This is a genomic window from Streptomyces sp. NPDC029151 (assembly GCF_055564315.1).
On record NZ_JBVHWQ010000002.1, the window covers coordinates 1,122,650 to 1,149,547 of the forward strand.

The 26,898-nt window shown below is 74.8% G+C and carries 20 protein-coding genes and 2 pseudogenes; 13 read left to right on the forward strand and 9 right to left on the reverse strand.

Annotated features, from left to right (window positions below; translation table 11 throughout):
- Positions 1-11: 11 nt before the first annotated feature.
- From ACZ4VF_RS12775 to ACZ4VF_RS12795, 5 genes are all read left to right on the forward strand, one after another.
- Complete coding sequence (locus tag ACZ4VF_RS12775) at positions 12-1,292, forward strand: coiled-coil domain-containing protein (protein ID WP_467925515.1); 1,281 nt, start codon at positions 12-14, stop codon at positions 1,290-1,292.
- Positions 1,289-3,763 carry a serine/threonine-protein kinase gene (locus ACZ4VF_RS12780; protein WP_467925517.1) on the forward strand — a complete coding sequence of 825 codons (2,475 nt, stop codon included), beginning with the start codon at positions 1,289-1,291 and terminating at the stop codon, positions 3,761-3,763. Before ACZ4VF_RS12775 ends, ACZ4VF_RS12780 begins: the two co-directional genes overlap by 4 nt.
- Before the next feature lie 3 nt (positions 3,764-3,766).
- Positions 3,767-5,080 carry a PP2C family serine/threonine-protein phosphatase gene (locus tag ACZ4VF_RS12785; protein WP_467925519.1) on the forward strand — a complete coding sequence of 438 codons (1,314 nt, stop codon included), beginning with the start codon at positions 3,767-3,769 and terminating at the stop codon, positions 5,078-5,080.
- 114 nt (positions 5,081-5,194) lie between these two features.
- Positions 5,195-6,538: a hypothetical protein gene (locus ACZ4VF_RS12790; protein ID WP_467925521.1), complete on the forward strand. Its 1,344-nt coding sequence runs from the start codon at positions 5,195-5,197 to the stop codon at positions 6,536-6,538.
- A 34-nt stretch (positions 6,539-6,572) separates the two neighbouring features.
- The gene (locus ACZ4VF_RS12795) at positions 6,573-8,363 is read left to right on the forward strand and encodes an FHA domain-containing protein (protein WP_467925523.1); all 1,791 of its coding nucleotides are present in this window, start codon (positions 6,573-6,575) and stop codon (positions 8,361-8,363) included.
- 6 nt (positions 8,364-8,369) lie between these two features.
- On the opposite strand, the gene ACZ4VF_RS12800 is transcribed toward ACZ4VF_RS12795, so the two are convergent.
- The gene (locus ACZ4VF_RS12800) at positions 8,370-9,347 is read right to left on the reverse strand and encodes a methyltransferase domain-containing protein (protein ID WP_467925525.1); all 978 of its coding nucleotides are present in this window, start codon (positions 9,345-9,347) and stop codon (positions 8,370-8,372) included.
- A gap of 95 nt (positions 9,348-9,442) precedes the next feature.
- On the opposite strand from ACZ4VF_RS12800, the gene ACZ4VF_RS12805 reads away from it, so the two are divergent.
- The 4 genes from ACZ4VF_RS12805 to ACZ4VF_RS12820 all read left to right on the forward strand — a co-directional run bounded on the left by ACZ4VF_RS12805 (position 9,443) and on the right by ACZ4VF_RS12820 (position 17,074).
- Entirely contained in the window at positions 9,443-9,847 is a 405-nt protein-coding gene (locus ACZ4VF_RS12805) for a globin (protein WP_467925527.1), read from the forward strand.
- Positions 9,848-10,010: 163 nt separating this feature from the next.
- Positions 10,011-13,346: an FtsX-like permease family protein gene (locus ACZ4VF_RS12810; RefSeq protein WP_467925529.1), complete on the forward strand. Its 3,336-nt coding sequence runs from the start codon at positions 10,011-10,013 to the stop codon at positions 13,344-13,346.
- Position 13,347: 1 nt separating this feature from the next.
- Positions 13,348-16,083 carry an ABC transporter permease gene (locus ACZ4VF_RS12815; RefSeq protein ID WP_467925531.1) on the forward strand — a complete coding sequence of 912 codons (2,736 nt, stop codon included), beginning with the start codon at positions 13,348-13,350 and terminating at the stop codon, positions 16,081-16,083.
- Between the two features lie 40 nt (positions 16,084-16,123).
- Positions 16,124-17,074: an ABC transporter ATP-binding protein gene (locus ACZ4VF_RS12820; RefSeq protein WP_467925533.1), complete on the forward strand. Its 951-nt coding sequence runs from the start codon at positions 16,124-16,126 to the stop codon at positions 17,072-17,074.
- A gap of 11 nt (positions 17,075-17,085) precedes the next feature.
- Here ACZ4VF_RS12820 and ACZ4VF_RS12825 read toward each other — a convergent pair whose 3' ends face one another.
- From ACZ4VF_RS12825 to ettA, 3 genes are read right to left on the reverse strand one after another with little or no spacing between them, the layout of a single operon-like run.
- Complete coding sequence (locus tag ACZ4VF_RS12825) at positions 17,086-17,763, reverse strand: DUF8185 domain-containing protein (RefSeq protein ID WP_467925535.1); 678 nt, start codon at positions 17,761-17,763, stop codon at positions 17,086-17,088.
- Positions 17,760-18,173, reverse strand: a complete 414-nt coding sequence (locus ACZ4VF_RS12830; RefSeq protein ID WP_467925537.1) for an acyl-CoA thioesterase — start codon at positions 18,171-18,173, stop codon at positions 17,760-17,762. The genes ACZ4VF_RS12825 and ACZ4VF_RS12830 overlap by 4 nt, the downstream gene beginning before the upstream one ends.
- A 6-nt stretch (positions 18,174-18,179) precedes the next feature.
- Entirely contained in the window at positions 18,180-19,844 is a 1,665-nt protein-coding gene (ettA, locus tag ACZ4VF_RS12835) for an energy-dependent translational throttle protein EttA (RefSeq protein ID WP_467925539.1), read from the reverse strand.
- A 242-nt stretch (positions 19,845-20,086) separates the two neighbouring features.
- Between ettA and ACZ4VF_RS12840 the strand changes: the two genes are divergently transcribed.
- A complete protein-coding gene (locus ACZ4VF_RS12840; RefSeq protein WP_467925540.1) occupies positions 20,087-20,587 on the forward strand; it encodes an HAD domain-containing protein in 501 nt (166 codons plus the stop codon).
- Here the strand turns inward: ACZ4VF_RS12840 and ACZ4VF_RS12845 are convergent.
- A pseudogene (locus ACZ4VF_RS12845) lies at positions 20,577-20,760 on the reverse strand (UTRA domain-containing protein); the annotation flags it as partial. The gene ACZ4VF_RS12840 and the pseudogene ACZ4VF_RS12845 overlap by 11 nt on opposite strands.
- A 5-nt stretch (positions 20,761-20,765) precedes the next feature.
- Here ACZ4VF_RS12845 and ACZ4VF_RS12850 point away from each other — a divergent pair.
- Positions 20,766-21,044: pseudogene (locus ACZ4VF_RS12850) on the forward strand (site-specific integrase); the annotation flags it as partial.
- A 475-nt stretch (positions 21,045-21,519) separates the two neighbouring features.
- Here ACZ4VF_RS12850 and ACZ4VF_RS12855 read toward each other — a convergent pair.
- Positions 21,520-21,777 (reverse strand): DUF7660 family protein, encoded by a 258-nt coding sequence (locus ACZ4VF_RS12855; RefSeq protein ID WP_467925544.1) that lies wholly within the window; start codon positions 21,775-21,777, stop codon positions 21,520-21,522.
- 13 nt (positions 21,778-21,790) lie between these two features.
- Positions 21,791-22,093, reverse strand: a complete 303-nt coding sequence (locus tag ACZ4VF_RS12860; RefSeq protein WP_467925545.1) for a hypothetical protein — start codon at positions 22,091-22,093, stop codon at positions 21,791-21,793.
- A gap of 305 nt (positions 22,094-22,398) precedes the next feature.
- On the opposite strand from ACZ4VF_RS12860, the gene ACZ4VF_RS12865 reads away from it, so the two are divergent.
- Positions 22,399-23,076 (forward strand): lytic polysaccharide monooxygenase auxiliary activity family 9 protein, encoded by a 678-nt coding sequence (locus tag ACZ4VF_RS12865; RefSeq protein ID WP_467925547.1) that lies wholly within the window; start codon positions 22,399-22,401, stop codon positions 23,074-23,076.
- Between the two features lie 140 nt (positions 23,077-23,216).
- Positions 23,217-24,398, forward strand: coding sequence for a cellulose-binding domain-containing protein (locus tag ACZ4VF_RS12870; RefSeq protein ID WP_467925549.1), 1,182 nt, complete (start codon positions 23,217-23,219; stop codon positions 24,396-24,398).
- 8 nt (positions 24,399-24,406) lie between these two features.
- On the opposite strand, the gene ACZ4VF_RS12875 is transcribed toward ACZ4VF_RS12870, so the two are convergent.
- On the reverse strand, positions 24,407-25,765 hold the full coding sequence (locus ACZ4VF_RS12875) for a Cys-Gln thioester bond-forming surface protein (protein ID WP_467925654.1): 1,359 nt from the start codon (positions 25,763-25,765) through the stop codon (positions 24,407-24,409).
- A 465-nt stretch (positions 25,766-26,230) separates the two neighbouring features.
- Entirely contained in the window at positions 26,231-26,707 is a 477-nt protein-coding gene (locus ACZ4VF_RS12880) for a single-stranded DNA-binding protein (protein ID WP_467925551.1), read from the reverse strand.
- Positions 26,708-26,898 lie beyond the last annotated feature (191 nt).

A 26,898-nucleotide genomic window follows, 5' to 3' on the forward strand; every position in this document is an offset into this window, starting at 1 on the left:
AGAGGTGATCGATGGGCGTCACGGACCCCGCCGGGCCGGTGATGGACCGGGACGAGGTGGACCGTGCGCTGGCGCGGCTCGGCCAGGAGCACGAGGCGATCGAGACCTCGCTGCTGGCCCTGCAGGACCACGCGGGCCGCAGACTCCTCGAAGGCGCCGACCTCGCCGGCGTCACCAAGGAACGCTGGCAGGCCACGGAGGCGCAGATCACCCGGTTGTGGGCGTACTTCGACGCCTACACGGCCGCGCTGCGCGGCGCCCGGGAGATCCGCGCCCGGCGCCGCTGGTCCAGCCGGGAGGACCTGGCGGAGCTGACCGGGCTGCTGCGCGGCGAGTCCGTGACCGTCCCCGGCGTGGGCACCGGCCGGCTCAGCGAGACGTACTCGCTGTCCGCGCTGGTGGACCGGATGAACGAGCTGTACGCGACGAGCCTGGACATGATCGTCGCCGCCGACGCGGTCTGGTCGGCGCTGCCCGCGCGGATCGATTTACTCGCCGCGGAACTCTCGCGCACCCGGGGCCTCGCGCACTCGGTCGGGGTCCGCCCCGGCGAGCACCCGGCCGGCGACGACCTGGAGCGGATCACCCGCACGCTGACCCGGCTGCGCGAGGACGTCGTCCGCGACCCGCTCGCCTTCTGGGTGCCGGCCCAGGGCAGTTCCGCGCCCGGCGGCGGGCGCCCGGACACGGCGGTGTACGACCGCGAGGCGCGCGCCCTGGAGGACGTCCGGCGGGAGATCGACGCGGTGCTGACGGTGCGCCAGGACGCGGAGGCGCGACTGATCCGGCTGCGGGACGTGCTCTCGCGCGCGGACCGCACCCTCGCCGAGGCCCGTACCGCGCGCGGCGAGGTGCTCGCGAAGATCGCCGCGACCGAGGTGCCGGTGGTGAGCGGCCCGCCGACCGCGCTGCAGGAGCAGCTGGCGACCGCGGCCGAGTACCGCAGGCAGGCCCAGTGGCACCGGCTCTCCCCGCTGCTGGAGTCGCTGGAGGAGAAGGCGGAGGACGAGCTGCTGCGCGCCCGCGAGTCGCTGACCGCCGTCACCGCGCCGCTCGCGGTCCGCGCCGAGCTGCGCGGCCGGCTCGACGCCTACCGGGCGAAGGTGGCCCGGCACGGTCTCGCCGAGGACCCGCTGCTGGTCGAGCGGTACGACGCGGCCCGCCGCATGCTGTGGAGCGCGCCCTGCGACCTGCGCGTGGCGGAGCAGGCGGTGCTGCGCTACCAGCAGGCGGCGGCCGAACTCATCGGCGGCGCGAACGCTCCGGAGGACCGCAAGGGGGACACGTCATGAGTCAGCCGGGGCAGACCTGCCAGCGGCCGGGCTGCGCGGGGACGTACGAGGACGTCGGCGGCGGCGAGCTGTACTGCGACACGTGCGGACTCGCGCCCGTGGTCTCGGCCGCGGGTCCCCCCTCGGGGGGCGGGATGGTGGAATCGCCGGCCACCGGGATCACCAAGGGCGCCGCCGACAGCGGCAGTTCGCGCAGCGCGCGGACGTCCTCGCAGTCGTCGAAGTCACGCCGCTCGGTGTCCGGGCGGCTCTCCCGGTCGCTGTCGGGCAACTCCACCGGCCGCTCGGTGTCGGTGCGCAGCTCCGGCTCCTCGTCCGGCGCCTCCTCGCGCGGCCGGCTGGGCGCCGGACTCGTCTCGGTGCCGCAGGTGCCCCGGCCCGACCCGCGCGCGATGGTGCTGGAGAACCCGGAGGTGCCCGAGCGGAAGCGGTTCTGCTCGCGCGCGGACTGCGGGGCCCCGGTGGGCCGGGCCCGGGGTGACCGGCCGGGCCGCACGGAGGGGTTCTGCACCAAGTGCGGACACCCCTACTCCTTCGTGCCCAAGCTGAAGGCCGGGGACATCGTGCACGGCCAGTACGAGGTGGCGGGCTGCCTCGCGCACGGCGGGCTCGGCTGGATCTACCTCGCCGTGGACCGGGCCGTCTCCGACCGCTGGGTGGTGCTGAAGGGCCTGCTGGACACCGGCGACCAGGACGCGATGGCCGCGGCGATCTCCGAGCGGCGCTTCCTCGCGGAGATCGAGCACGCCAACATCGTGCGGATCTACAACTTCGTGGAGCACCTGGACCAGCGCACCGGCTCCCTCGACGGCTACATCGTCATGGAGTACGTCGGCGGCAAGTCCCTGAAGGAGATCGCCAACGCCCGCCGGGCGCCCGACGGCCGGCGCGACCCCCTGCCGGTGGAACAGGCGTGCGCGTACGGCATCGAGGCGCTGGAGGCACTCGGTCACCTGCACAGCCGCCACCTCCTGTACTGCGACTTCAAGGTCGACAACGCCATCCAGACCGAGGACCAGCTCAAGCTGATCGACATGGGCGCGGTCCGCCGCATGGACGACGTCGAGTCGGCGATCTACGGCACGGTCGGCTACCAGGCCCCGGAGGTCGCCGAGTCCGGTCCGTCGGTGGCCAGCGACCTGTACACGGTGGGCCGCACCCTCGCCGTGCTCACCTTCGACTTCCAGGGCTACACGAACGTCTACGCCGACTCCCTGCCCGACCCCGACAGCATCGAGGTCTTCCGCCGGTACGAGTCCTTCTACCGGCTCCTGGTCCGCGCCACCGACCCCGACCCGGCCCGCCGGTTCGCCTCCGCGCAGGAGATGGCCGAGCAGCTGACGGGGGTGCTGCGCGAGGTCGTCTCGCTCCAGTCCGGGCAGGCGCGGCCCGCGCTGTCGACGCTGTTCGGACCCGAGGTGAAGGTCACCGACACCGAGCTGTTCCCGCGGCTGGACGGGGACGTGTCCCGGCTGGGGGCACGCCCGGTGGGGAAGGCGCCCGCCGCCCCGGCCGCGCTCCCGCCGGCGATGGTCGAGCCGGTCGACACCGCGGCCGCCGCGCTGGCCCTGCCGGTTCCGCTGGTCGACCCCGCCGACCCCAACGCCGGTTTCCTCGCGGGGCTGATGGCCTCCGCGCCGGCCGAGCTGATGACCGCGCTGGCCGCGGCGCCCGCCCAGACCGTCGAGACCCGGCTCAGGCAGGTCCGCGCCCGGCTGGAGAGCGGCGACCACCAGGGCGCGGCGATGAGCCTCGCCAAGCTGGACGAGGAACGGCCGGACGACTGGCGGGTGGTGTGGTACCGGGGTGTGGCCGCGCTGGTCACCGGCGACTTCGAGGGGGCCGCGCTCGCGTTCGACGCGGTCTACGACGCCTTCCCGGGGGAGGCCGCGCCCAAGCTGGCGCTCGGCCTGTGCGCCGAGGTGCTGGGCCAGCCGGACAACGCGGCCGAGTACTACCGCCTGGTGTGGACGACCGACCGGAGCTTCGTGAGCGCCGCGTTCGGGCTGGCCCGGGTGCGGCTCGCGGCCGGGGACCGCGGCGGGGCCGTGCGCACGCTGGAGTCGGTGCCGGAGTCCTCCATCCACTACACGGCCGCCCGCGTCGCCGCCGTCCGGGCCCGGCTGAGACAGCGCACCGCGGCCGCCGGTGACGTACCGTTCCTGGACGACCTGACGGCCGCCGCCGGTCAGGTCGAGGCACTCCGGGCGTACGGCCTGGACCCGGCGCGGCGCGAGCTGTTGTCGGCGGAGGTGCTCGGCTGTGCGCTGGACTGGATACTCTCCGGGGGCCGGGGCACCGGGCCCGCCGCCGGCGGCCGGGTGCTGCTGGGCAGCGGTCTGGACGAGCGGGACCTCCGTTTCGGTCTGGAGCGCGCCTACCGCGCGCTGGCCCGGCTGGCGCCCGGCGGCAAGGAGAGGATCGAGCTGGTGGAACGGGCCAACCGTTACCGCCCCCGGACGTGGGTGTAGTCGATGTCGCAGATGCCCCGGCAGGCCGCACTGCCCAAGTGCCCGAGCTGCGCGGAGCCCGTGGAGCCGGGTGACCTGTTCTGCGGAGCGTGCGGGTACGACCTTTCGGTGGTGCCCGCACCGCCGCAGGACCACCCGACGCTGACCATGACCGGTTCCGCGACAGCGGACGACGGCACGGCCTGGCCCGAGCCCGGCCCGGCCGGTTCCGGCACGCCGTCGGCGGCACACCTGCCGACGGACCTGCCCGGCACCGATTCGAGCGACACGCCGCTGCCCGGGCACGACTCCGGCGCCGAGCCGTCCCCCGGTTCCGGGGTGCGGTTCGACCGGCCGGAGGAGCCGGACGAGTACCCGCTGCAGGCGCCGGACCCGCGGCCGGCCGCCGCCCCGGCCGAGCCCGCGCAGCTCTGCGTGGCCTGCCGGGCGGGCCGCGTGGACAGCGACGGCTACTGCGAGAACTGCGGGCACGCCCAGCCGCGCGAACGCGACCACGTGGAGCGGGAGTCGGGCCCGGTGGCCGCCGTCAGCGACCGCGGGCTGCGCCACCACCGCAACGAGGACGCCTTCGCCGTCGGCCACACCAGGCTGCCCGACGGCACCCCGGCCGCGGTGGCGATCGTCTGCGACGGCGTGTCCTCCGCGACCCGCCCCGACGACGCCTCCCTGGCCGCGTCCCAGGCGGCCGGCGACACCCTGCTGGCCGCGCTGCCGCGCGGTACCCACCCGCAGGCGGCCATGCACGAGGCGATCGTCGCCGCCTCGCAGGCCGTCAACGCGCTCGCCGAGGAGCCCGCCACCGCCCGCGAGCACGCCCCGCACCAGAACGCGCCGGCCTGCACGATCGTCGGCGCGATCGTCACCTCCGGGCTGCTGGTCGTGGGCTGGGTCGGCGACAGCCGGGTCTACTGGGTGCCCAGCGACCGCTCCGCGCCGCCCGCCCGGCTCACCGAGGACGACTCGTGGGCCGCGCAGATGGTCGCCGCCGGCCTGATGAGCGAGGCCGAGGCGTACGCCGACGAGCGGGCCCACGCGATCACCGGCTGGCTGGGCGCGGACGCCTACGAACTGGAGCCGCACACCGCCGCCTTCAAACCGGACCGGCCCGGTGCCGTCGTGGTGTGCACCGACGGACTGTGGAACTACGCCGAGACGGCGGAGGAGATGTCCGAGGTCATCCCGGCGGACGCGGCGGCCCGCCCGCTGCACGGCGCCCGGGTGCTGGTGGGGCACGCCCTGGACGGCGGGGGCCACGACAACGTAACAGTGGCGGTCCTGCCGTTCCCCGCGCCGCCGCAGGGGGCAGGATCGGCCTGAGGGCCGTATCCGACGGGGGAACGGCACGGGGAAGCCGGGGCGGACCGGAGGGGACCGGTCCGCTCACAGCCATCGCCCCGCGTGGGCGGGGCGTCGAGGGGGATGCGATCAAGCATGGCCAATTTCGCGAAGTCGAACGTGCCGCAGTTCTCGGTGGACGTCTACCAGAACGAGTACCTGCCCGAGGACGGCAGCGAGGTCAACGCCATCGTCACGGTGAGCGCGACCGGCGGCGGCACCATCGGCGGCTCGGTCTCCGCGCCCGTGTACGCGCCGGGTCGGCGGCCCTCCGCCGCGGTGGCGCTCATGGTGGACTGCTCGGGCTCCATGGACTATCCGCCGGCCAAGATGAGGGGCGCCAGGGACGCCACCGCCGCCGCGATCGACGCCCTGCGCGACGGCACCTTCTTCGCGGTGATCGGCGGCACGCACGTGGCCTCCGAGGTCTATCCGGGCGGCGGGCGGCTCGCGGTCGCCGACGCCACCACCCGTGAGCAGGCCAAGCGGGCGCTGCGCCGGCTGAGCGCGGGCGGCGGCACGGCCATCGGCACCTGGCTGCGGCTCGCCGACCGGCTGCTGTCCTCGGCGGACGTCGGCATCCGGCACGGCATCCTGCTCACCGACGGCCGCAACGAGCACGAGTCGGCGGAGGACCTGCGGGCCACGCTGGACGCCTGCGCCGGCCGGTTCACGTGTGACGCGCGGGGCGTGGGCACCGACTGGGAAGTGAAAGAAGTCACAGGGATCGCCTCGGCGCTGCTCGGCACCGCCGACATCGTCGCCGACCCGGCGGGCCTCGCCGCGGACTTCACGCGGATGATGGAGACGGCGATGGGCAAGGAGGTCGCCGACGTCTCCCTGCGGGTGTGGACGCCGGTCGGCACGACGATCCGGTTCGTCAAGCAAGTCGCGCCCGTCATGGAGGACTTGACCGCCCGCCGCACCGAGGCCGGACCGCGCGCCGGGGACTACCCGACCGGCTCCTGGGGCGACGAGTCCCGCGACTACCACCTGTGCGTGACGGTCCCGCCGGCCGGACTCGGCCAGGAGATGCTCGCCGCGCGGGTGTCCCTGGTGATTCCCCAACCGGACGGAACCGCGCAAACCCTCGGGGGGCAGGGGCTCGTACGGGCGGTATGGACCGACGACATGGCCGCCTCCACCTCGATCAACCCCCAAGTCGCCCACTACACCGGGCAGGCCGAACTGGCACAGGCCATCCAGAAGGGACTGGACCTTCGCAAAGCGGGCGATTTCGATGGAGCAACGGCCAAACTGGGGCGCGCGGTTCAGCTCGCGAGCGCCTCGGGGAACGCGGATACTGCGAAACTGCTTGCGAAGGTGGTGGACGTGGTCGACGCCGTGACAGGTACTGTGCGGTTGAAGACGAGGGTCGCCGAGGCGGACGAGATGACGCTGGAGACCCGGTCCACGAAGACCGTCCGTGTAAAGAAGTGACCCTCAAAAGCGTAGGAGAAGGGGAAGCGCCGACATGCCGACCTGCCCGAACGGACACCAGTCGGGTTCCGACGACTGGTGCGAGGTCTGCGGTCACCGCATGGCCGGTGCCGTACCCCCGCCCCCTCCGCCGCCCCCGCCCGCGGGCGGTTACGGCTTCCCGCCCCCGCAGGGCGGCCCGGCCGGCGCACGTCCGCCGGCCGGTTCGGCCCCGGAGCCGGAGCTGTGCCCGCAGTGCCGTACGCCCCGTGAGGGCGGCGCGCCGTTCTGCGAGGAGTGCCGGTGGAACTTCCTGACCAACACGGCGACCTCCTACACCCCGGCGGCCCCGCGTCCGCCGCAGCCGCGGTTCGAGCCGCCGAGCGCGACGTACGGCGGCGGTGACGGGTACCAGTACCAGGGCTCGCGGCCCTCTCGGGTGAACCGGCCCGCCGAGCCGATCCCGTCCTTCGACAGCGAGCCGTCGGGCCCGACGCCGTTCGGCGGCGACCGCGGTCCCTCCGGCCCGCGCACCTCCCCCGGCCCGGCGGGCGCGGCCCCGTTCGGCCCGGGCAACCAGCGCCCACCGGGCCCGCCTCAGGGCTTCGGCCAGGGTCCGGGTCAGGGCTCGGGGCAGGGTCAGGGGCCGGGCACGGCACCGGGTCAGCGTCCCGGGGGGCCGGGCGGTCCCGGCGGTCCGGGCGGCTTCGGCGGTGGTCCGGGTCAGGGTCCGGGTTCCGGCGGCCCCTCGGGTCCGGGCGGCTTCGGCGGTGTGCCGGGGCAGAACCAGGGTCCGGGGCAGGGTCCGGGGCAGAGCCAGGGTCCCGGTCAGGGCCCGGGGGCCGGTGGCCCGTCCGGGTTCGGCGGCGGTCAGGGTCCGGCGTCCGGCGGTCCGGGGGGTCCCGGTGGTCCCTCCGGCTTCGGCGGCGGTCAGGGGCAGGGTCCCGGCGGCCCGGGGGGTCCCGGTGGTCCCTCCGGCTTCGGCGGCGGTCAGGGTCCGGCGTCCGGCGGTCCGGGCGGCCCGGGCGGTCCGTCGGGGTTTCGCGGCAACCAGAACCAGCACCCCGGTTCCGGCCCCGGCTTCGGCGGCGGTCCGGGGCAGGGCCCCGGCGGCCCGGGTGGCCAGGGCGGTCCCGCATCCCCCGGCCCCTCCGGCTTCGGCGGCGACCCCTCCCGTCCGGTGCCGCCCCCGCCCGGGCCGACGCCGTCCGGTCCCGGCGGTGCCCCGCAGGCGTTCCAGCAGGCCGGGGCGTCGGCTCCGCCCGCGTTCCCGCGCGAGGCCGGCCGGCCGCCGGCCGGTGACGACGACTGGGTGCTCTCCCCGCCCTCCTCCGGCCCCGGCGGCCAGGGCGGCGGCTACGGCTACCCGCAGACCGGTGCCACCCAGGCCCCGCCCGGACCCGGCGGCGGCTTCCCGCAGGCGCCGCAGTCCTCCCAGCCGGGCACCTGGACCGCGACCATCGGCCCGGACCGCGAGTACTTCATGGCGATGATGCAGCGCTCCGGCCCCGAGGCCGCGGGCCTGAACCTGCCCGCGTACTCGCCCGAGCAGCAGCGCCCGCTCACCGGCAACCAGGTCACCATCGGCCGCCGCCGGCACTCCACCGGCGACACCCCCGACATCGACCTCTCGGTGCCGCCGGAGGACCCGGGCGTCTCGCACCAGCACGCGGTGCTGGTGCAGCAGCCGGACGGCAGCTGGGCGGTCGTCGACCAGAACTCGACCAACGGCACCACGGTCAACATGTCGGAGGAGCCGATCCAGCCGTTCGTGCCGGTCCCCCTCCAGGACGGCGACCGGGTGCACGTGGGCGCCTGGACGACGATCACCGTCCGCCGGGGCTGACCGGGTTCACGGCAGGGGCCAGGCGTACGGGCCCCCGGGGTCGTCCAGCCATGCCCAGGTGCGCTCGCCGTCGACCGTGACGCCGTAGCGTCCGCGGCCCGGCTCGCCCTCGCGCTCCCACAGGGCGTACGCCTCCCGCGGGTCGAGGACGGACCGGGTCAGCGCGAGCAGGAAGCGGAACGTTTCCTGCCGGCAGGCCCGGCCCGGCAGTCCGGCCGTCGGGACACCCCCGGGCTCCGGCCTGCCCCCGCCGCGCAGCGGCACGAAGAAGGCGGCCCCGGGGAGGAAACGGCCCTCGGCGTGCCCCGCGTCCCGCACGGTCAGGGCGAGCAGCCCGGTGGCGAGCGGGGTGAGGATCCGCGCCCCGGGGCGGCACTGGGCGAGCCAGGCGCGCGGCACCGTGGGCAGCTCGCAAGTGGCGATGATCCGGTCGTAGGGGGCGCGTTCGGGGACTCCGCGCGCTCCGTCGCCGGTGACGACGGCGGGGTGGTGGCCGGCGGCCGCGAGGTGCTGCCGGGCGGACTCGGTGATCTCCGGTTCCAGGTCGACGGTGGTGACGAGGTCGTCGTCACCGAGCCGGTGGGCGAGCAGGGCCGCGTTGTAGCCGGTGCCGGCGCCGACCTCCAGGACCCGGTCGCCGTCCCGGACGCGCAGGGCGACCAGCATCCGGGCCATCAGGGAGGGCTGGCTGCTGGAGGAGAGCAGCTCGCCGTCGCGCAGCCGGGTGGCCAGCGGTGCGTCCGCGTAGGCGCCGCGCACCCAGCGTTCCCGGGCCGCGCGCTCGGGGCTCTCGCGCCAGCGGCGTTCGTAGCCGCGTGGTCCGGGGACGTAGTAGTACGGCACGAACAGGTGCCGGGGCACCGCCGCGAACGCCTCCCGCCACACGGGGTCCCCGGTCCAGGCCCCGTCGGCGTCGATCTCCTCGACCAGCGTGGCCCGTGCCGCGTCGGCGAGGACCTCGGTCTCCGCGTCGTAGGCGCCCATGGCTCCACAGTAGGGTCGGCCGGCCCGCCGCAGGGCCGGGCGGGAGTGGTCCTAAGCCTTCAGTCCTGGGCCGCCCGGTCTGAGACGATGGACGGGTGAATGAGATTCGGCGCGGCACGCTTCAGGAGCAGACCTTCTACGAGCAGGTCGGCGGGGAGGAGACCTTCCGCCGGCTCGTCCACCGTTTCTACGAGGGAGTCGCCGGGGACCCGCTGCTGCGGCCGATGTACCCGGAGGAGGACCTGGGCCCGGCCGAGGAGCGGCTGGCGCTGTTCCTGATGCAGTACTGGGGCGGCCCCACGACGTACAGCGAGAACCGCGGCCACCCCCGGCTGCGCATGCGGCACGCCCCGTTCACCGTGGACCGGGCGGCGCACGACGCCTGGCTGCGGCACATGCGGGAGGCCGTCGACGAGCTGGGCCTGTCCGAGGAGCACGAGCGGACGCTGTGGAACTACCTCACGTACGCGGCCGCGTCGATGGTGAACACCGCCGGCTGATCACACAGCCCTGACAGGTCGTCACTGAAGGTCGGATTCCGGTCGCCCGTCCCCGCATTCCGATCACAATCCGGTATAGACGGGCCGACAACCGCTTACCGTCGGACCGTCCCGTCTGCCAGCATCGCCCGAAGGTCTGGAAGTCCGGACACACGGGGGCCGGGTGACGGGGTTCGTCTTCTCACGCGCGCGTGCGCACCGCCTGCTGCTGGGCGCCGCTCTGCTGACGGTGGCGCTGACCACCGCGGTACTGGCGACGCTCACGGCGTACTCGGGCGCCATCGGCGACGCGGCGCTGCGCCATGTGCTCGGCGACCCGCGCAACGCCGCCGACACCGCGCTGATCGTCAAGGCGGACGTGCCCGCGGCCGAACGGGCCGCCGCCGACACCGCCGTGCACCGGGGCGCGCGCCGTACCTTCGCCGGGTTACCGGTGACCGTACGGACCCTGCGCCGCTCGGGGCCGTACGCGCTCCCCCGCTCGCTCCAGCCGCCCGCGCGCAGGTCGGGCGACCCGGACCTGACGTACTTCGCGGCACTGGACCGCGGCCGGCTGCGGCTCACCGCCGGCCGTCTCCCGCGCCACGGCGGGCCGGCCGCCGGCGAGGTGGAGGTGGCGCTCCCGCAGGCCGCCGCCCGGGCACTGCGGCTGACGCCCGGCGCCCGGCTCACCCTCGCCGACCGGTTGCGGGGGCCCGCGGTCCGGGTCCGGGTCGTCGGCGTGTACCGGCCCGTCTCGGTGACGGCACCGTACTGGCGGCTGGACGACCTGCTCGGCCGCGGGGTGAAGGAGTCCGGCTTCACGACGTACGGCCCGCTGCTCGCAGACCCCGCCGTGCTCGCCGGCGGCCGGGTCAGCGCCGGGGCGACGGGCTGGCTGGCGACGGCCGACTTCGCCTCGGTGACGACCGCACGGATCGGTGGGCTGCGCTCGGCGGCGCGGGACGGCAGCACGGCCCTGCGCAGGCCGACCGCGCTGAGCGGGGCGACGGTCTCGCAGACCGCGCTGCCGGACGTGCTGGACCGGGTGGAGCGCTCACTGCTCGTGGCCCGCTCCACCCTGCTGATCATCGCGCTCCAGCTGGTGCTGCTCGCCGGCTACGCGCTGCTGCTGGTCGCCCGGCTGCTGAGCACCGAACGCGCCGACGAGACCCGGCTGCTGCGGGCCCGCGGCGCCTCCCGCGCCCGGATCGCCGCCCTCGCCGCCGCCGAGGCGCTGCTGCTCGCGCTGCCCGCCGCCGTGTGCGCGCCCCTCCTCGCCGGCCCGCTCACCGCGCTCCTCGCCGGGCACGGCCCGCTGGCCCGGCTCGGTCTGCGCCTGGACCTCCCCCCGGCCGGCCGCCCCGCCGTCTGGCTGGTCGCGGCCGGGGTGGCCCTCGGCTGCGCGCTGGCGGTGACCGTACCGGCGGTGACGGGAGCCGGGGACGGCGTGCGGGCACGGGCGCGGACATCGGGCCTCCGGCGCGGCCGGCTCCTGCCGCTGAAGCCCCGCGGGCCCCGTACGAAGCCGGCCCGGACCGCCGTACCGGCCCCGCTGCGGACCGGTGCCGACCTCGGCCTGCTCGCGATCGCCGGCGTGGCCTACTGGCAGCTCGGCCGGCAGGACTCCGGCGGTGTGAGCGCCGACCGGTCGGGCGCCCTCGGCGTCGACCCCCTCCTCGTGGCCGCGCCCGCGCTGGCCCTGCTCGCCGGGACCGTGCTCACGCTGCGGCTGCTGCCGCCCGTGGCCCGGTTCGCCGAGCGGTGGGCGGCCCGCGGGCGGGGGCTGCCGGTGGCGCTCGCGGGCTGGCAGTTCAGCCGGCGCACCGCGCGCGGTGCGGGCCCGGTGCTGCTGCTGGTCCTCGCCGTCGCCCTCGGCATGCTCGCGATCGGGCAGGCCGCCTCCTGGGACCGCTCGCAGGACGACCAGGCCGACTTCCGGGCCGGGGTGCCGGTGCGGGTGCTGGCCGGCGGGGAGGACGGGTTCGGCCGTACGGACCTGTACGCCGGCCTGCCGGACGTACGCGAGGCCGCCCCGGCCGTGCGCGGCTCCCAGCCGCTGTCCGGCGACCGTACGGCGACCGTGCTGGCCCTCGACACCGCGCACGCGGCGGACACCGTCCTGATGCGCCCCGACCTGGCCGGTGAACCGGTACGGCCGCTGCTCGGCCGGCTCACGCCGAGGGGCGCCCCGGCCGGCGCCCGGGTGCCGGCGGGCACCGCCCGGCTGACGCTGACGGCCCGCCTGCACAGCTCGACCGGGCCCGGCACCACGACCGCGGTGACGGTGACGCTCGCGGACCGGTACGGGGTGCCGTACCAGCTGCCGCTCGGGCAGCTGCCCGCCGACGGCCGCCCGCACGCCCTGACCCTCGCCCTGCCCGCCGCCTCCGGACCGGCCACCCTCACCGGGCTGCGCCTGGACCTCACCCAGCCCGCCGAACGCGCCGAGCGCCACCGGCTCGTCCTGGAGGGGCTGACCGCGTCGGGGACGGACGGCACGGAGCACCGGCTCACCCTGCCCGCCCGGTGGACCACCACCGCGGAGACCGGTGGCGCCGCCGTACCGAGCGCCGCCACCAGCCCCACCCGCCCCCGGCTCACCGGCACCGGTCCGCTCGCCTTCGCCTACAGCACCGGCTACCTCCCGGACGCCGACATCTGGACGATCGCCACCGTCACCCTCCGCCTCCAGGTCACCCGGGCCGCGCCCGCCGCGGTGCCGGCCGTCGCCACCGACCGCTACCTGGCCGCGGCCGGCGCCCGCCCCGGGCAGCGGGTCGACCTCACCGTCGGCGACCGGAGGGTGCCGGTGCGGATCGTCCGGGCCGTCCGCGCGCTGCCCGCCACCGCCGACCCCGCGAACACCGGCGCCCGCGACGGCGGTGCCGTCCTGCTCGACCTGCGCGCCCTGAACCAGCTCCTCCAGGCCCGCTACGGCGAGAGCGTCGCCCCCACCGAGTGGTGGCTCGGCACCGCGCCCCGCGCCACCGCCCGCGTGGCCGCCGCCGTACGCGCCCTGCCGGACGTCGGACCGGGGCAGGTCGTGGTCCGCGACGAGATCGCCGCCGAGCTGCGCGACGACCCGTTCGGCGCCGGACCCGAGGCCGCGTTCACCGCGGCGGCCGTGGTGGCGGCGGCGCTCGCCGCGGTCGGCTTCGCCGTCGGCGCCGCCGGCGCGCAGCGGGCCCGCGAGGCCGAGTTCGCCGTGCTGCGCGCGCTCGGCGTGCCACGCCGCCAACTCGCCCGCACGGTCGCCGCCGAGCAGGCCGTCCTGGTGGGCCTGGCCCTCGCGGTGGGCCTGGGGCTGGGCACCGTACTGGCCCGTGCCGTCCTGCCGTTGATCGTCCTGACCGGGGAGGCGACCCGCCCCGTGCCCGACCTGCTCGTCCAGCTCCCGCCCGGCCGGGTGGCGCTGCTGCTCGCCTCCGTCGCCGCGGCACCCCTGGTGGTCGCGGCGGTCCCGGCCGTCCGCCGGACCCGTCCGGCGGCGGCGCTGCGCGCCCAGGGAGGTGAGTGAGATGGCGGACCGGCCGGTGCCGGTGGCGTCGGTGGTCGCGCCCTGGGTGCGGACCCGGCTGCGGGCCGCGCCCGGGGCCGCCGCCGCGCTCGCGCTGCTGGTGGCACTGACCGCGTGCCTGGCCGGCGCCTACCCGCGCGCGGTGGACCGGTACGAGGACGCCGGCCTGGGCCGGGCGCTGCGGCAGGCCCGGCCCGAGCACACCACCGTGCGGCTGTCGGCGCCCCAGCCCGGCCTCGGGCTGCCGCCCGGGCGGCGCGCCGAGGCGCTGCGCCCCGCCACGCTGGAGCGGCAGTACGAGAAGGTGCTCGGCGTGGTCGGCGGCCCGCTCGGCGTGGACCGCGCCCAGTCCGCGTACGGCGTCGCCGGCACCGTCACCCCGGCGGTGCCCGACCCCTGGCTGCCCCGGCCGACCGGACTGCCCGCCCGTGTCTCGCTGACCGCGCAGAGCGGCCTCGCCGAACACGCGCGCGTGCGCGCCGGGCGGCTTCCGCGCGCCGCGCACCCCGTCGACGGCAGTGCGGCCGAGGTGGAGGCCGCGGTGACCGCCGCCACCGCCGGCAGCCTGCACATCGAGGTCGGTTCGGTCATCCACGTACCGGCGCCGGGCCGCCGGCCGCTCGCCGTCCGGGTCACCGGCATCCTCCTGCCGCGCGACCCCGACGGCGCCTACTGGTCCACCGTCCCGCTGCTGCGCACCCCGACCCTGGTGACCCTGCCCGATCCCGGCCCGGACCCGGACAAGTACTGGCTCGGCGCACTGCTGCTCGCCCCGGAGGCGGCCCCCGCCCTGCTGGGCACCGGCACCGACCCGGCCCGCTACTGGAACCTCGCGCCCGACCTGCGCGGCCTGCACGCCCACGACCTGGACCGGCTGAAGTCCGCCGTCGCCGCCCTGGAGGCCGGACCCGCGCTGCAGCGCGCCCGCGCCCTCACCGACGACGGCGCGGGCGTCGACACCGACCTGGACGACGCCCTCGCCTCCTTCTCCCGGCTGCGCTCCGGCATCGCCCCGCTGGTCGCCGTGGCCGCCGCGGGCACCGCGACCGTCGTCGCCGTCGTGCTGCTCATGACCGGCGCCCTGGCCGCCGACCGGCGCCGCGGCGAACTCGCCCTGCTGCGCGCCCGCGGCGCCTCCCTGACCGGCCTCGCCGGGCGGCTGCTGGCCGAGACGGCGGTGGTCGCCGTACCGGCGGGCGCGCTCGGCCTCGCCGCGTCCCTGCTCGCGGTCCCCGTCGGCCGTGTCACCCCCGCCGTCCTCGCCGCCCTGGCCGTCACCCTCACCGCCTGCGCCGCCCTCCCCCTGCGCGCCGTACTCGCCCACCGCACGGTACGGCTCGCGCCCCCGCGCGAGGACGCCGCCTCGGTACGGCCCTCCCGGCGGCGCACGGTCGCCGAGCTGACCCTGCTGGTGCTGGCCGCCGGTGCGGTGGCCACGCTGCGCCGGCGCGGCACCACCGGCGACCAGCTGGTGGCGGTCGCCCCCGTGCTGGTCGGTGTGATCGCCGCACTGCTGCTGCTCCGTCTCCACCCGCTGCTGCTGCGCCGCCTGGCCGGGCCCGCCGGCCGGCTGCGCGGCGCGGTCGGCCACCTCTCCCTGGCCCGGGCCGGCCGCGCGCAGGCCTCCGCCGTGCTCCCGCTGCTCGCCCTGCTGGCCGCGCTGACCACGGCGGCCTTCGGCGGCTCGGTGCTGGCCGGGGTGGCCGAGGCCCGGGACCGGGCGGCCCTGCTCACCGTCGGCGCCGACGCCCGCGCGGACGCGGGCGCGCCCCTGCCGGCCGGCGCCGCCGCCCGGGTCCGCTCGCTCCCCGGGGTGCGCGCGGTGACCGCCGTCGGCGTCTCCTGGCAGGCGAAGCCGGAGGGCGGCCAGGACGAGGTGCCCCTGCTGGGCGTGGACCCGCCCGGCTACGCCCGGCTGACGTCCCACACCGGCCTGGGCGCCTTCCCGCCCGACCGCCTGGCCGGCCGCCCCTCCCGCCCCCTGCCGGCCGTCGCCTCCCCCGCCGTGGCCGCCGCCCACGGCACCCGGCGGCCCTTCCCGGTCCGGCTGGAGGACGGCGGCGCGGTCACCGTCCGCATCGTCCTGGTCCGCGACCGGACCCCGGGCGTCTCCGGCGCCGACTTCCTCCTCGTGGACCGCGCCGGCCTTCCGGCGCCCGCGAGCCGCCCGACGACCCTGCTGCTGACCGGCGACCACCTGGACGCGGGCGCGCTGCGGCACGCGGTGGGCGGTACGGCCACCGTCCGGATCCGGGCCGAGGAACGCGCCCGGTACGCCGACTCGCCCCTCCAGTCCGGTGCCGAGCACGTGTACACGGCGGCCGTCGCCGCGGGGGCCGGGTTCGCCGTCCTCGCGCTGCTGCTGTCCCTGCTCCGGGCGGCCCCGGAACGCGCCGCGCTCCTGGCCCGCCTCCGCACGATGGGACTCACCCGCTCCGGCTCCCGCCGGCTGCTGATCCTCGAATCCCTCCCGCAGGCCGTCCTCGCCGCGGCGGGCGGCATCCTGACCGGCTGGTCGGCGATCACCCTCCTCTCCCCCGGCATCGACCTGACGGTCATCTCCCTCCCGTCCGCCCAGGCACCCCCGGCCCAGGCCGAACTGCACCCCGACCCCTGGTCCCTCACCGTTCCGGCCCTCGCGGTGATCACGGTGGCGGTGGGAGTGGCCGCCCTCCAGGCGTGGTGGACGGGACGACGGGGCTCGGTGACGGAACTGAGGGCGGGGGACGGCCGATGAACGTCCGGCAGACACGGCGCACCGCCACGCAGGAGACCCCATGACAGCGAATCCGAGCCTGACCGAGCTGGCGAACCGGGTGACCGAGGCCCGGGCGAACCCCGCCTACGGCCACGACGCCCTGATCACCTGCGACCGTCTGGTCCGCGTCTTCACCACGGACGGCATCGAGGTCCAAGCCCTCCAGGGCCTCGACCTCCTCGTCCGCGAGGGCGAACTCATGGCCCTGGTGGGCGCGTCGGGCAGCGGCAAGTCCACCCTCATGAACATCCTGGCCGGCCTCGACACCCCCACCGCCGGCGCGGCCCGCGTCGCCGGCCGCGACCTGCTCACGATGACCGCCGCCGACCGCCTCGCCTACCGCAGGGAAGTCGTCGGCTTCGTCTGGCAGCAGACCGCCCGCAACCTCCTGCCCTACCTCACCGCGGCCCAGAACGTCGCCCTGCCCCTCCAGCTCGCCGGCACCCGCAAGGGCCGCCGCGCCCGCGCCGAACGCGCCCTGGAACTGCTGGAACTGCTCCAGGTGGCCGACTGCCGCGACCGCCACCCCCGGCAGCTGTCCGGCGGACAGCAGCAGCGCGTGGCGATCGCCGTGGCCCTCGCGAACGACCCCAAGGTGCTCCTCGCCGACGAACCCACCGGTGAACTCGACTCCCGGACGGCCGGCCGGATCTTCGACGCGTTCCGCACGGCCAACGAGACCCTCGGCACGACGATCGTCATCGTCACCCACGACCAGGCGGTGGCGAGCGAGGTCCGCCGTACGGTGGCGATCCGTGACGGCCGTACCTCCACCGAGGTGCTGCGCCGCAGCGAGATCGACGCGGCGACCGGCCACGAGACGGTCGTGGCCCGCGAGTACGCCATGCTCGACCGCGCCGGCCGCCTCCAGCTGCCCGCGGACTACCTCCGCGCCCTGGACATGCGTGACCGGGTGGCCCTGGAACTGGAGTCCGACCACATCGGCGTGTGGCCGGACGACACGGAGTGAGGTGAGCGCGCTCAGCGCACGCTGAGCCCGAAGGACCCGAGCCCTGCCGCTCGCACGGCCACGGATCCGTACGGCGTACGCAGCCGCAGCCACGCGCCCGAGGAGAACAGGCCGGTCTCCTCCGGCCCGGTCCCGGGCCGCAGGAAGCCCAGCGACTGGGCGGCGTGCACGGCCCGCACCGGCAGCCCGGTGCCCTTGATCCGCCGGGACCAGATGTCCCGCCCGATCCGGTCCAGCTCCGCGCGGGTACGGTCCTCGGGCCCCAGTTCCTCGGTGCGGGAGCGGAACTCGGCCACCGCCGCGCCGACCGTGGCGCGCAGCGCGTCCGGCGCGGGCAGCCCCGGCTCCGGCCGCCAGCCGGTCCGCGGCGGCAGCACTCCGGCCCACGGGGGGCCGGTGACCGCGCCCGGGACGGCGGCGGTGGCCGCCCGCTCGTCCACGGACTCCAGGAACTCACCCGCGGAGACGGTCACGTCCAGGGTGACGTCGAGCCCGTCCTCGTACGGCTTCGCCAGCCGCACCGCGCGGACGGCCAGCACCTCGAAGGACGGCGGCCGGCCGAAGACGGCGAGGGCGGTGCCGGCCGCCTGCAGCCGCACCGCGGCCCCACGGTCGTAGTGGAGCAGCCGGGAGAGGAAGGCGGCGAGGTCCGCGGCCTCCCTCTCGTCGGCCAGGTGCAGCATGGTCATGCCGCGACGGCCTCCTCGTCGGCCTCGTCCGTGTACTCCCGGAGGAACTCGCGCTCCTCCGGGGTGATCCGGCGCGGCCGCTGGGTCTCGAAGTCGAACGGCACGACGACCGTCGAGGCCCGTACGTAGACCAGGTCGTCGTCCTTCACCTCGTAGGTGATGGTGAAGGACGCGGCCTTGATCTCGGTGACCCACAGCTCGATGTCGACCGGGTGGTGCCGGTGGACGAGCTGCCGCTTGTAGTCGATCTCGTGGCGCGCCACCACGGACCCCTGCTTGAACTCCTTGTCCGGGCGGAACAGGAAGTTGATCCGGGCTTCCTCCAGGTAGCGGATGAAGACCGCGTTGTTGACATGACCGTACGCGTCCATGTCGGACCAGCGCAGGGGGCAGCGGTAGACGTGACGCAAGACCGATCAGCCCCGGGTCAGCTTCTTGTAGGTGGCGCGGTGCGGACGCGCGGCGTCCGCGCCGAGCCGCTCGACCTTGTTCTTCTCGTACGACTCGAAGTTGCCCTCGAACCAGAACCACTTCGACTCACCCTCGTAGGCGAGGATGTGCGTCGCGACGCGGTCGAGGAACCACCGGTCGTGGGAGACGACCACGGCGCAGCCGGGGAAGTCCAGCAGGGCGTTCTCCAGGCTGGAGAGCGTCTCGACGTCGAGGTCGTTGGTGGGCTCGTCGAGGAGCAGCAGGTTGCCGCCCTGCTTCAGGGTCAGCGCCAGGTTGAGGCGGTTGCGCTCACCGCCGGACAGGACACCGGCCGGCTTCTGCTGGTCCGGGCCCTTGAAGCCGAAGGCCGACACGTACGCCCGGGACGGCATCTCGACCTGGCCGACGTTGATGTAGTCCAGCTCGTCGGAGACGACGGCCCACAGCGTCTTCTTGGGGTCGATGTTCTCGCGGCTCTGGTCGACGTAGGAGATCTTGACGGTGTCGCCGACCTTGATCGATCCGGAGTCGGGCTGCTCGATGCCCTGGATCATCTTGAACAGGGTCGTCTTGCCGGCGCCGTTCGGGCCGATGACACCGACGATGCCGTTGCGCGGCAGGGTGAAGGAGAGGTCGTCGATGAGGACCTTGTCGCCGAAGGCCTTGTTGAGGTTGTTGACCTCGACGACGACGTTGCCCAGGCGCGGGCCCGGCGGGATCTGGATCTCCTCGAAGTCCAGCTTCCGCATCTTCTCGGCCTCGGCGGCCATCTCCTCGTACCGCGCCAGACGCGCCTTGGACTTGGCCTGGCGCCCCTTGGCGTTCGACCGCACCCACTCCAGCTCTTCCTTGAGCCGCTTCTGCCGCTTGGCGTCCTTCTGGCCCTCGACCTTGAGACGGGTGGCCTTGGTCTCCAGGTACGTGGAGTAGTTGCCCTCGTACGGGTAGGCGCGCCCGCGGTCCAGCTCGAGGATCCACTGGGCCACGTTGTCCAGGAAGTACCGGTCGTGGGTGATGGCGACGACGGTGCCCGGGTACTTGGCCAGGTGCTGCTCCAGCCAGTTCACCGACTCGGCGTCGAGGTGGTTGGTGGGCTCGTCGAGGAGCAGCAGGTCGGGCTGCTCCAGCAGCAGCTTGCAGAGCGCGACGCGGCGCTTCTCACCACCGGAGAGGTTGGTGACGGGCCAGTCGCCGGGCGGGCAGCCCAGCGCGTCCATGGCCTGCTCCAGCTGGGCGTCGAGGTCCCAGGCGTTGGCGTGGTCGAGCTCCTCCTGGAGCTTGCCCATCTCGTCGAGCAGCGCGTCGGAGTAGTCGGTCGCCATCAGCTCGGCGATCTCGTTGAACCGGTCGAGCTTGCCCTTGACCTCGGCGACACCGTCCTGGACGTTCTCCAGGACGGTCTTCTCCTCGTCCAGCGGCGGCTCCTGCAGCAGGATGCCCACGCTGTAGCCCGGCGACAGGAACGCGTCACCGTTGGACGGCTGCTGCAGTCCCGCCATGATCTGCAGGACGGTCGACTTACCCGCGCCGTTCGGCCCGACGACGCCGATCTTCGCCCCCGGCAGGAAGCTCAGGGTGACGTCGTCGAGGATCACCTTGTCGCCGTGCGCTTTGCGCGCCTTGCGCATGGTGTAGATGTACTCAGCCAAGAGAAACCGTCCGGCAGCTTGAAATCTGGCAGTGGGCAGATACACCCCATCTTGCCTGACCGCCACCCCTGGGGGGAAACCCGTTGGATCCGGGGGCTGTGACCTGGGGTTTCCCGCTGATCGTCCTGGACTCGCCTGTCACTGCCGGTCATCATCGGCCGACCTCGGCCACCCTCGCACGGCCCGGGGACGGCCCGGGAAGCGGGGTCCCCGCCGGCACCGCGCCGGGCTATCGTGCCGCTGTGGCCAGCGCAGCGGAGCGTCCCATCCTCTTCCTCGACGTCGACGGGCCGCTCATCCCGTTCGGGGCGTCGTACGGCTCCTCGACGTCTGTCGATCAGGGGAACCCGCTGCTTGATCGGCTAGACCACGGCATCGGCTCGCGCCTCCTCGCCCTGGGCTGCCCTCTCGTATGGGCCACGACGTGGATGGAGGACGCGAACGAGGCCGTCGCTCCGCGCCTGGGACTGCCGAAGCTGCCCGTGGTGGAGTGGCCGGATGCCGGAGCCGACGACGGGCCCCGCGGTCTGCACTGGAAGACCCGCCCCTTGATCGCGTGGGCCGCCGGTCGACCGTTCATCTGGGTCGACGACGAAATCAGCGCCATGGATCGGTTGTGGGTCGACGCCCAACACCCTGGGCCGTCGCTACTCCATCGTGTCGACCCGGCTCAAGGACTCGTAGACGCCGACTTCTCGGCGCTCGGCGACTGGCTCGATGCGAGGGCGCCGACTACCGGTTGACCGGGATCCCGTAGACGATCCCGCAGTGCGCGGCGGGCACCACGATGTCCGCCGTCTCGACGGGCCGTCCCTCGTCGCTGGAGTACGTCCGCCGGATGTGCGTGACAAGGGCGGGCCTTCTGCGTGCCCAGGAGTGACGCCTCCTCGGCGGTCGCCTGCCTCGGCTCGGGCTGCGGGAGAAGGACAGCGCTGTGCAGCCGCCCGCGAACACGGCATGCGCGCCCTCCGCCACTGCTACGCCTCGGTGCTCCTGGACGCCGGGGAGAGCGTCAAGGCTCTGAGCCTCTATCCCGGCCACAGCGGTCCGGGGTTCACCCTCCGCGTCTACCCGCACCTCATGCCGTCCGGCGAGACCCGGACCCGGAAGGCCGTCTCCGCGATGTACTGGGGGGTGGCCGGTCACGCTCACGACGGCCCGAAGACGGGCGACGGCCCAGAGACGGCCCAGGCTGCCTGAGACGGCCCCTCATCGGCGGGAAAAGTTGCTGGTGAGGGGCCTTTTCATGCCCTCGCGGCAAGTAACACCCCACCATGCCTGACGGCGACCCCTGGGTGGAAACGCGTCTGGTCCGGGCGCTCCGACCTGGCGTTTTGCTGCTGCGGGCTGGGCTCGCCTCACTGTCGGCTGTTGCGGAAAGACACTCGGGCGGCCTCGGGCGCCTCGGGTGCTCGGGCGGCCTCGGGCGGCCTCGCCCGGCTGAGGACGGCCGGGGGCCGCTGGGGGACGGCCCGACGGTGAACGGCCGAGGGTGCGGGAGCGTGCCGGACGGCAGCATCACCGTCATGGAAGCCGGGTCGCCTTGGTCCGGCGGCTCGCACACGCGACTGGGCGCCGGCCCGGCGGGTGCCGACACGGGCGCCCTGGGGAGCTGTCGGCGCTCCCCGCTGCCGGCCGCCGCGTGCCCTCCCACCGGACACGCCGCAGCCCCTGGTCACTCGTAGTGTCGTGCCGCGCTGAGTGCCCGGGCGAAGAACGTCCAGTCGCCGTCGGCCGGCAGCACCTGACCATGGTTGGCGTACCAGCCCGGCGCCGACGAGACCCAGGCCTCAAGGGCCTCGAGGAAGGTGTCCAGCGTCCGGTTCTCCCACCCCGCACCGCTCTCCTCGTACTCGGCTCGGAGGTGCGCCAGGAAGGCGCACAGTCCCTCGCGATCGGCGATGCGATCACGAGGCGTCAGAGGAATGGTCACGCGGAAACCCTCCCTAGTCGATGATCCGGTGGTGGTTCGCCTTCTTGCCGGTCGCCTCGCCGAGTTGCCGAGCCATCTCCGCGACGATCGCGTCCGCCACGCCGAGGGAGGGTGCGCCGTCGACGCACACGTACCAGGTGCCCGCGAGCTCCCATGACGCCGACACCGTCATGTCGCCCGCGCGGAAGCAATGGTCGTCGTCACTGTCGACGGCGTCACATGCGAGCGACCGGGGCTGAAGGACGGCTTCGAAGTCGGCACGGGGCAAGACGGGCCAGTCCTCACCATGGGCGGTGCTGATCGTGTATTCGGCCACGGCGAGATCATTCCAGGAGAGCCGGTCCGGCGGGCCTCGACGAGGGGTCGCGCCGGCGGGCACCGGCCATCGGTTCAGAAACGCCGCCGGCCGGGCGCGGGCTTTGCGGCCCCTGCGCCACCGTCACCAGCCGGGCTTTCGCGTGCCGCCGCACGGCCGGGGACGGGGTGGCCAGGTTTGGCGGAAACGAACCGTTGCCGTCCCCGCGGTCCGCCGCGCAGCCTGGAACCGCGGCTGCGGGAGCGCTCCCACGGCCGACTCCAACCCCCACAGAGAACCGACTCCCCCACAGGAAGATCTCCGTCATGCATTGTCATGAGCATGAACATCGCGGACCGGGCTCCCGCCGCCTGGCCCTCGTCCTCGGCACTCTCGTCGCGGTGCTGGTCAGCCTGATCACCTGGGGCGGCACGGCGTCCGCCCACGGCTCGGTGGTCGACCCGGCCTCGCGCAACTACGGCTGCTGGCAGCGCTGGGGCAGCGACTTCCAGAACCCGGCGATGGCGCAGCTCGACCCCATGTGCTGGCAGGCGTGGCAGGCCAACCCCAACGCCATGTGGAACTGGAACGGCCTGTACCGCAACGGCTCCGCCGGCAACTTCCCCGCTGTCGTCCCCGACGGGCAGCTGTGCAGCGGCGGCCACACCGAGGGCGGCCGCTACAACTCCCTGGACGCCGTCGGCCCCTGGAAGACCACGGACATCGGCTCCGACTTCACCGTGAAGCTGTACGACCAGGCCAGCCACGGCGCGGACTACTTCCTCGTCTACGTCACCCGGCAGGGCTTCGACCCCACCAGCCGGCCGCTGACCTGGAACGACCTGCAACTCGTCGCCCGCACCGGCAGGTACGCGCCAAGCCAGAACTACTCGGTCCCCGTGAGCACCTCCGGCTACAGCGGGCGCCACGTCGTCTACACCATCTGGCAGGCCTCGCACATGGACCAGACGTACTTCCTGTGCAGTGACGTGAACTTCCGCTGATCCGCCGGCGTCGCCCATCCCCGCCCACCGGGCGCGGTCCATCCCGGCCCACCGGGCGCAGTCCGACTCGTGGGGCCGCGCCCGCCTCCGACTGGGAGCGCTCCCGGAACCACCCGCACCGGCCCCCTCAGGAGGCTCACATGTCCACCCTGCTCACCCGCTGCCCGCGCTGGATACGCGGGCCCTGGGGGGCGGTCGCGGCCGCCCTCGCGCTGGCCGGGTCACTCCTCGCCGCCGCCCCCGCCGCCGGCAGCGCCGGGACCGCCCCCGCCTGCCGCGTCGACCACACCGTCAACGAGTGGGCCGGCGGCTACACCGCCCAGATCCGTGTCACCAACCTCGGCGCCACCCTGAACGGCTGGCGGCTGACCTGGACCTACGGCGGCGACCAGCAGGTCACCTCCGCCTGGAACGCCACCGTCACCCAGTCCGGCCACTCCGTGACCGCCGTCGGCACGGCCTGGAACGCCGTCCTGGCCGGCGGTGCCGGCACCGACTTCGGGCTGCAGGGCACCTGGCGGTCCGCCGACCCCGCGCCCACCGACTTCCGTCTCAACGGCGCGCCCTGCACCGGCGACGGGACCGAGCCGCCGACCCCACCGCCCACCACGCCCGCTCCCACCCCCGCGCCCTCCGGATGCGGCGCTGCCGTCCTCTGCACCGACTTCGAGGACCAGACCGGCACCTCACCCTCCGGCGGCTGGCGGTTCACCGCCCCCGACTGCCAGGGCACGGGCACGGCCGCCGTCGACACGTCGGTCGCGCACAGCGGCACGAGGTCGCTGCGGGTGGACGGACGGGCCGGCTACTGCAACCACGCCTTCGTCGCCGCCACCACCGACCTGTCCTCGGTCGGCCCCGTCCTGTACGTCCGCCTGTGGGTCCGGCACACCACCGCCCTCCCCTCCTCCCACGTCACGTTCGTGTCCATGCCGGACACCTCGCAGGGCGGCCGGGCGCTGCGGGTCGGCGGACAGAACGGCGCGCTGCAGTGGAACCGGGAGAGCGACGACGCCACCCTCCCCGCGCAGAGCCCGGCCGGGGTCGCGCTGAGCAGGCCGCTGCCGACGGGGAGCTGGCAGTGCCTGCGGTTCGCGGTCGACACCTCGGCGCCCGGTCTGGACACCTGGCTCGGCGACGAGCGGGTGCCCGGCCTGCACGCCGACGGGGTGCCGACGCAGGACGTCGACCAGCAGTGGCTCTCCCGGACCGTGCCGCCCCGGCCGACCGCGCTGCGGCTCGGCTGGGAGAGCTACGGCACCGGCGACGACACCGTGTGGTTCGACGACGTGGCCGCCGGCTCCGCACCGATCGGCTGCTGACCGGCCGCTCACACGCCGGGCGGGGTCTCCTTCCGGCGGAGCACCACCAGCACCGCGCCGCCAATCACCACCAGGCCGATGGCCACGCCCGCGATCAGGGGCGTGATGGCGGAACCGCCGGTCTCGGCCAGGTTGGTGTCGGGGACCGTGCTGCCGCCGACCGTGGCCGGGCTGGGCCCGTTGCGGAGCTGGGCCGTCTGCGTGGTGACCGTGCCCTGGGTCCTGCAGTCCAGGACGCCGGTGAAGCGGTGACTGAAGCCGTGCGGGCCGGTGATCGTGAAGTCGTAGGCCTGGTCCTCCTGGAGCGGCACGGTCACCGTGCGGGACGCGCCCGCGGGGATCGTGTGCTCGGCGCCCATCAGCCGGAAGGTGAACGGCTCGTCGCCCTTGTTGACCGCGGTGATGTCCACTCCGCCCTTGGCGCAGTTCTTGCGGGCGGAGACCGCCGGTATGCCGCCGTCGGCCGCCCAGCCGGCCGTCGCGGTCGCGGAGACCGTCGACTCGCTGGAGCCGGCCAGGATCTGGGTCTGGCTACGGCTCTCGGAGGCGAAGGCCCGGCCGACTGGGACGGTGGTCGACGCCTGGACGGTCAGCTGGGCCGTGCTGTCCGCGGCGTCCTCGGGGACGTCGAAGTACAGCCGGGTGCCGTCCTTCGCCGAGGTGATCACCTGGCCCGTCCGGTCGATGATCCGCACCCCGTCGGCGGCCGCGTCCGCCGGCGGGCTCACGGTGACCGCGCCCGCGTTGGTGTGCACGGTCACCGGTCCGAGCAGGTCGCCCGGCCGGCCGGAGACGGCGGGCGGATCGAGGGTGAGCGAGGCCTGCGGTTCGGCGACGCTCCGTGCGTGCTTCTCCAGGTAGTCGGCGAGCTTCTCCGCCTGCGGGTCCACGGCGTCGACCTTCGCACCGTCGGAGTAGCGCCAGATGGCCACCTGGGTGCCGGCCGCGGCGTCCTGCTCGGTCAGCCCGCTCGTGCCCGCCCGCCGGGCGAGCGCGGCGAGGTCGTTGACCTGCGGGTAGGAGTTGCGCAGGATCCAGCCGATCCGGCCCGCGTCCTTGTTGGTGCCCAGCGAGGTGCCGCTCCAGGGCGTCTCCTGGTACCTGGCGTCCCGCTGGGTGGGGTTGTGCAGGTCGACGCAGTACGTCTGCAGGGTGCCGCCGCCGTCCACGGACATCTCGAACAGGCCCGCGGACACCCGCTGGTCGCCGCCGTCCTCGTGGATCACGGCCTCGCCGTAGGTCTTCAGACCGTTGAGCGTGGCCGTGGCCCCGCCCTGCGCCTGGGGTCTGCCCTCCGCCAGGGCCGTACCGGCACCGGAGAGCACGCCGGCGGCCACGAGGCCGGACACCGTGGTGGCGGTGGCCAGGCGGGCCGGTCGGGTGGACCGGCGGAACCCAGAGAGCGCAGCAAGCACAGAATTCCCCTTCGAGCAGGACCCGTTGGACGTGGGGGACGGTCCCACCAGCAGAATTGGCAGCCCCTAGGGGCACGCTCCGGCATCCTATGGATCATCGGGAGCCCCACCCGACGGTCGGATCATCCGATGGCCGATCCGATCCGCAATCGTTATCGCGGGGACCCCTCTTGAGCTGGCCATATCGACAAATCCACCGGTTCGTACAGCCTGTCCCCACCGGCGGCCCCGCCAGGACGGCAGCGACCAATGGGCCCGGAGACGCGTATGACACCCGGCCTGACGCTCCGTCACGACCACGACGGTCGCGGCTGGTTGTCCCGCCGCGGCCACTACGCGCTCCGCCCGTTGTCACGTCACGGCCAGTGCTGCTTCCGCCCGTTGTCACGTCACGGCCAGTGCTGCTTCCGCCCGTTGTCACGTCACGGCCACTGCCGCCTCCGCCTGTTGCCGTACCTGGTCGTCCTGCGGGTCGGCCGGTCGCGGTGTCTCCCAGGCCGGCTCAGGCCGGGCCGCCACCGGCGGCCCGTCGGGTTTGACCGCGCGCTGGAAGAGCGCCGTGCCGCGCGACAGGTCATGGCCGATCGCCACGGCGTCGATGTCGGCGGAGGCCCACTGCTGCTGCCCCTCCCGCGCCTCCGTGCGCACCTTCAACCGGCCCTGGACCACGAGCGGCTGGCCCACCTCCACGCACGCGGCCACGTTGGTCGCGAGCTGCCGGTTGGCCCACACGGTGAAGAAGTTGGTGTGCCCGTCCGTCCACACGCCGCGCTCCCGGTCCCAGTAGCGCGCGGTCACCGCCAGCCGGAACCGGGCCGACGGCCCCGTCGCGACCTCGCGGTACACCGGCTGGGTCGCCACGTTGCCCACCACACAGACGATGGTCTCGTTCATGTCCTCGCTCCCCTCCCCCGCCCGTCCCTTGCGGCCGGGCGGACACGCGTACGGGCCCGTCCCGTACGGCTGCGTCTGCCGTGGGGGGGGGGGGGGGGGGGGGGGGGGGGGCAGCCACACCCCGACCCCCCCACCCCCCCCCACCCCCCCCGCCCGAACCCACCTGTGAGCTCCATTCAACCCAAACGTCC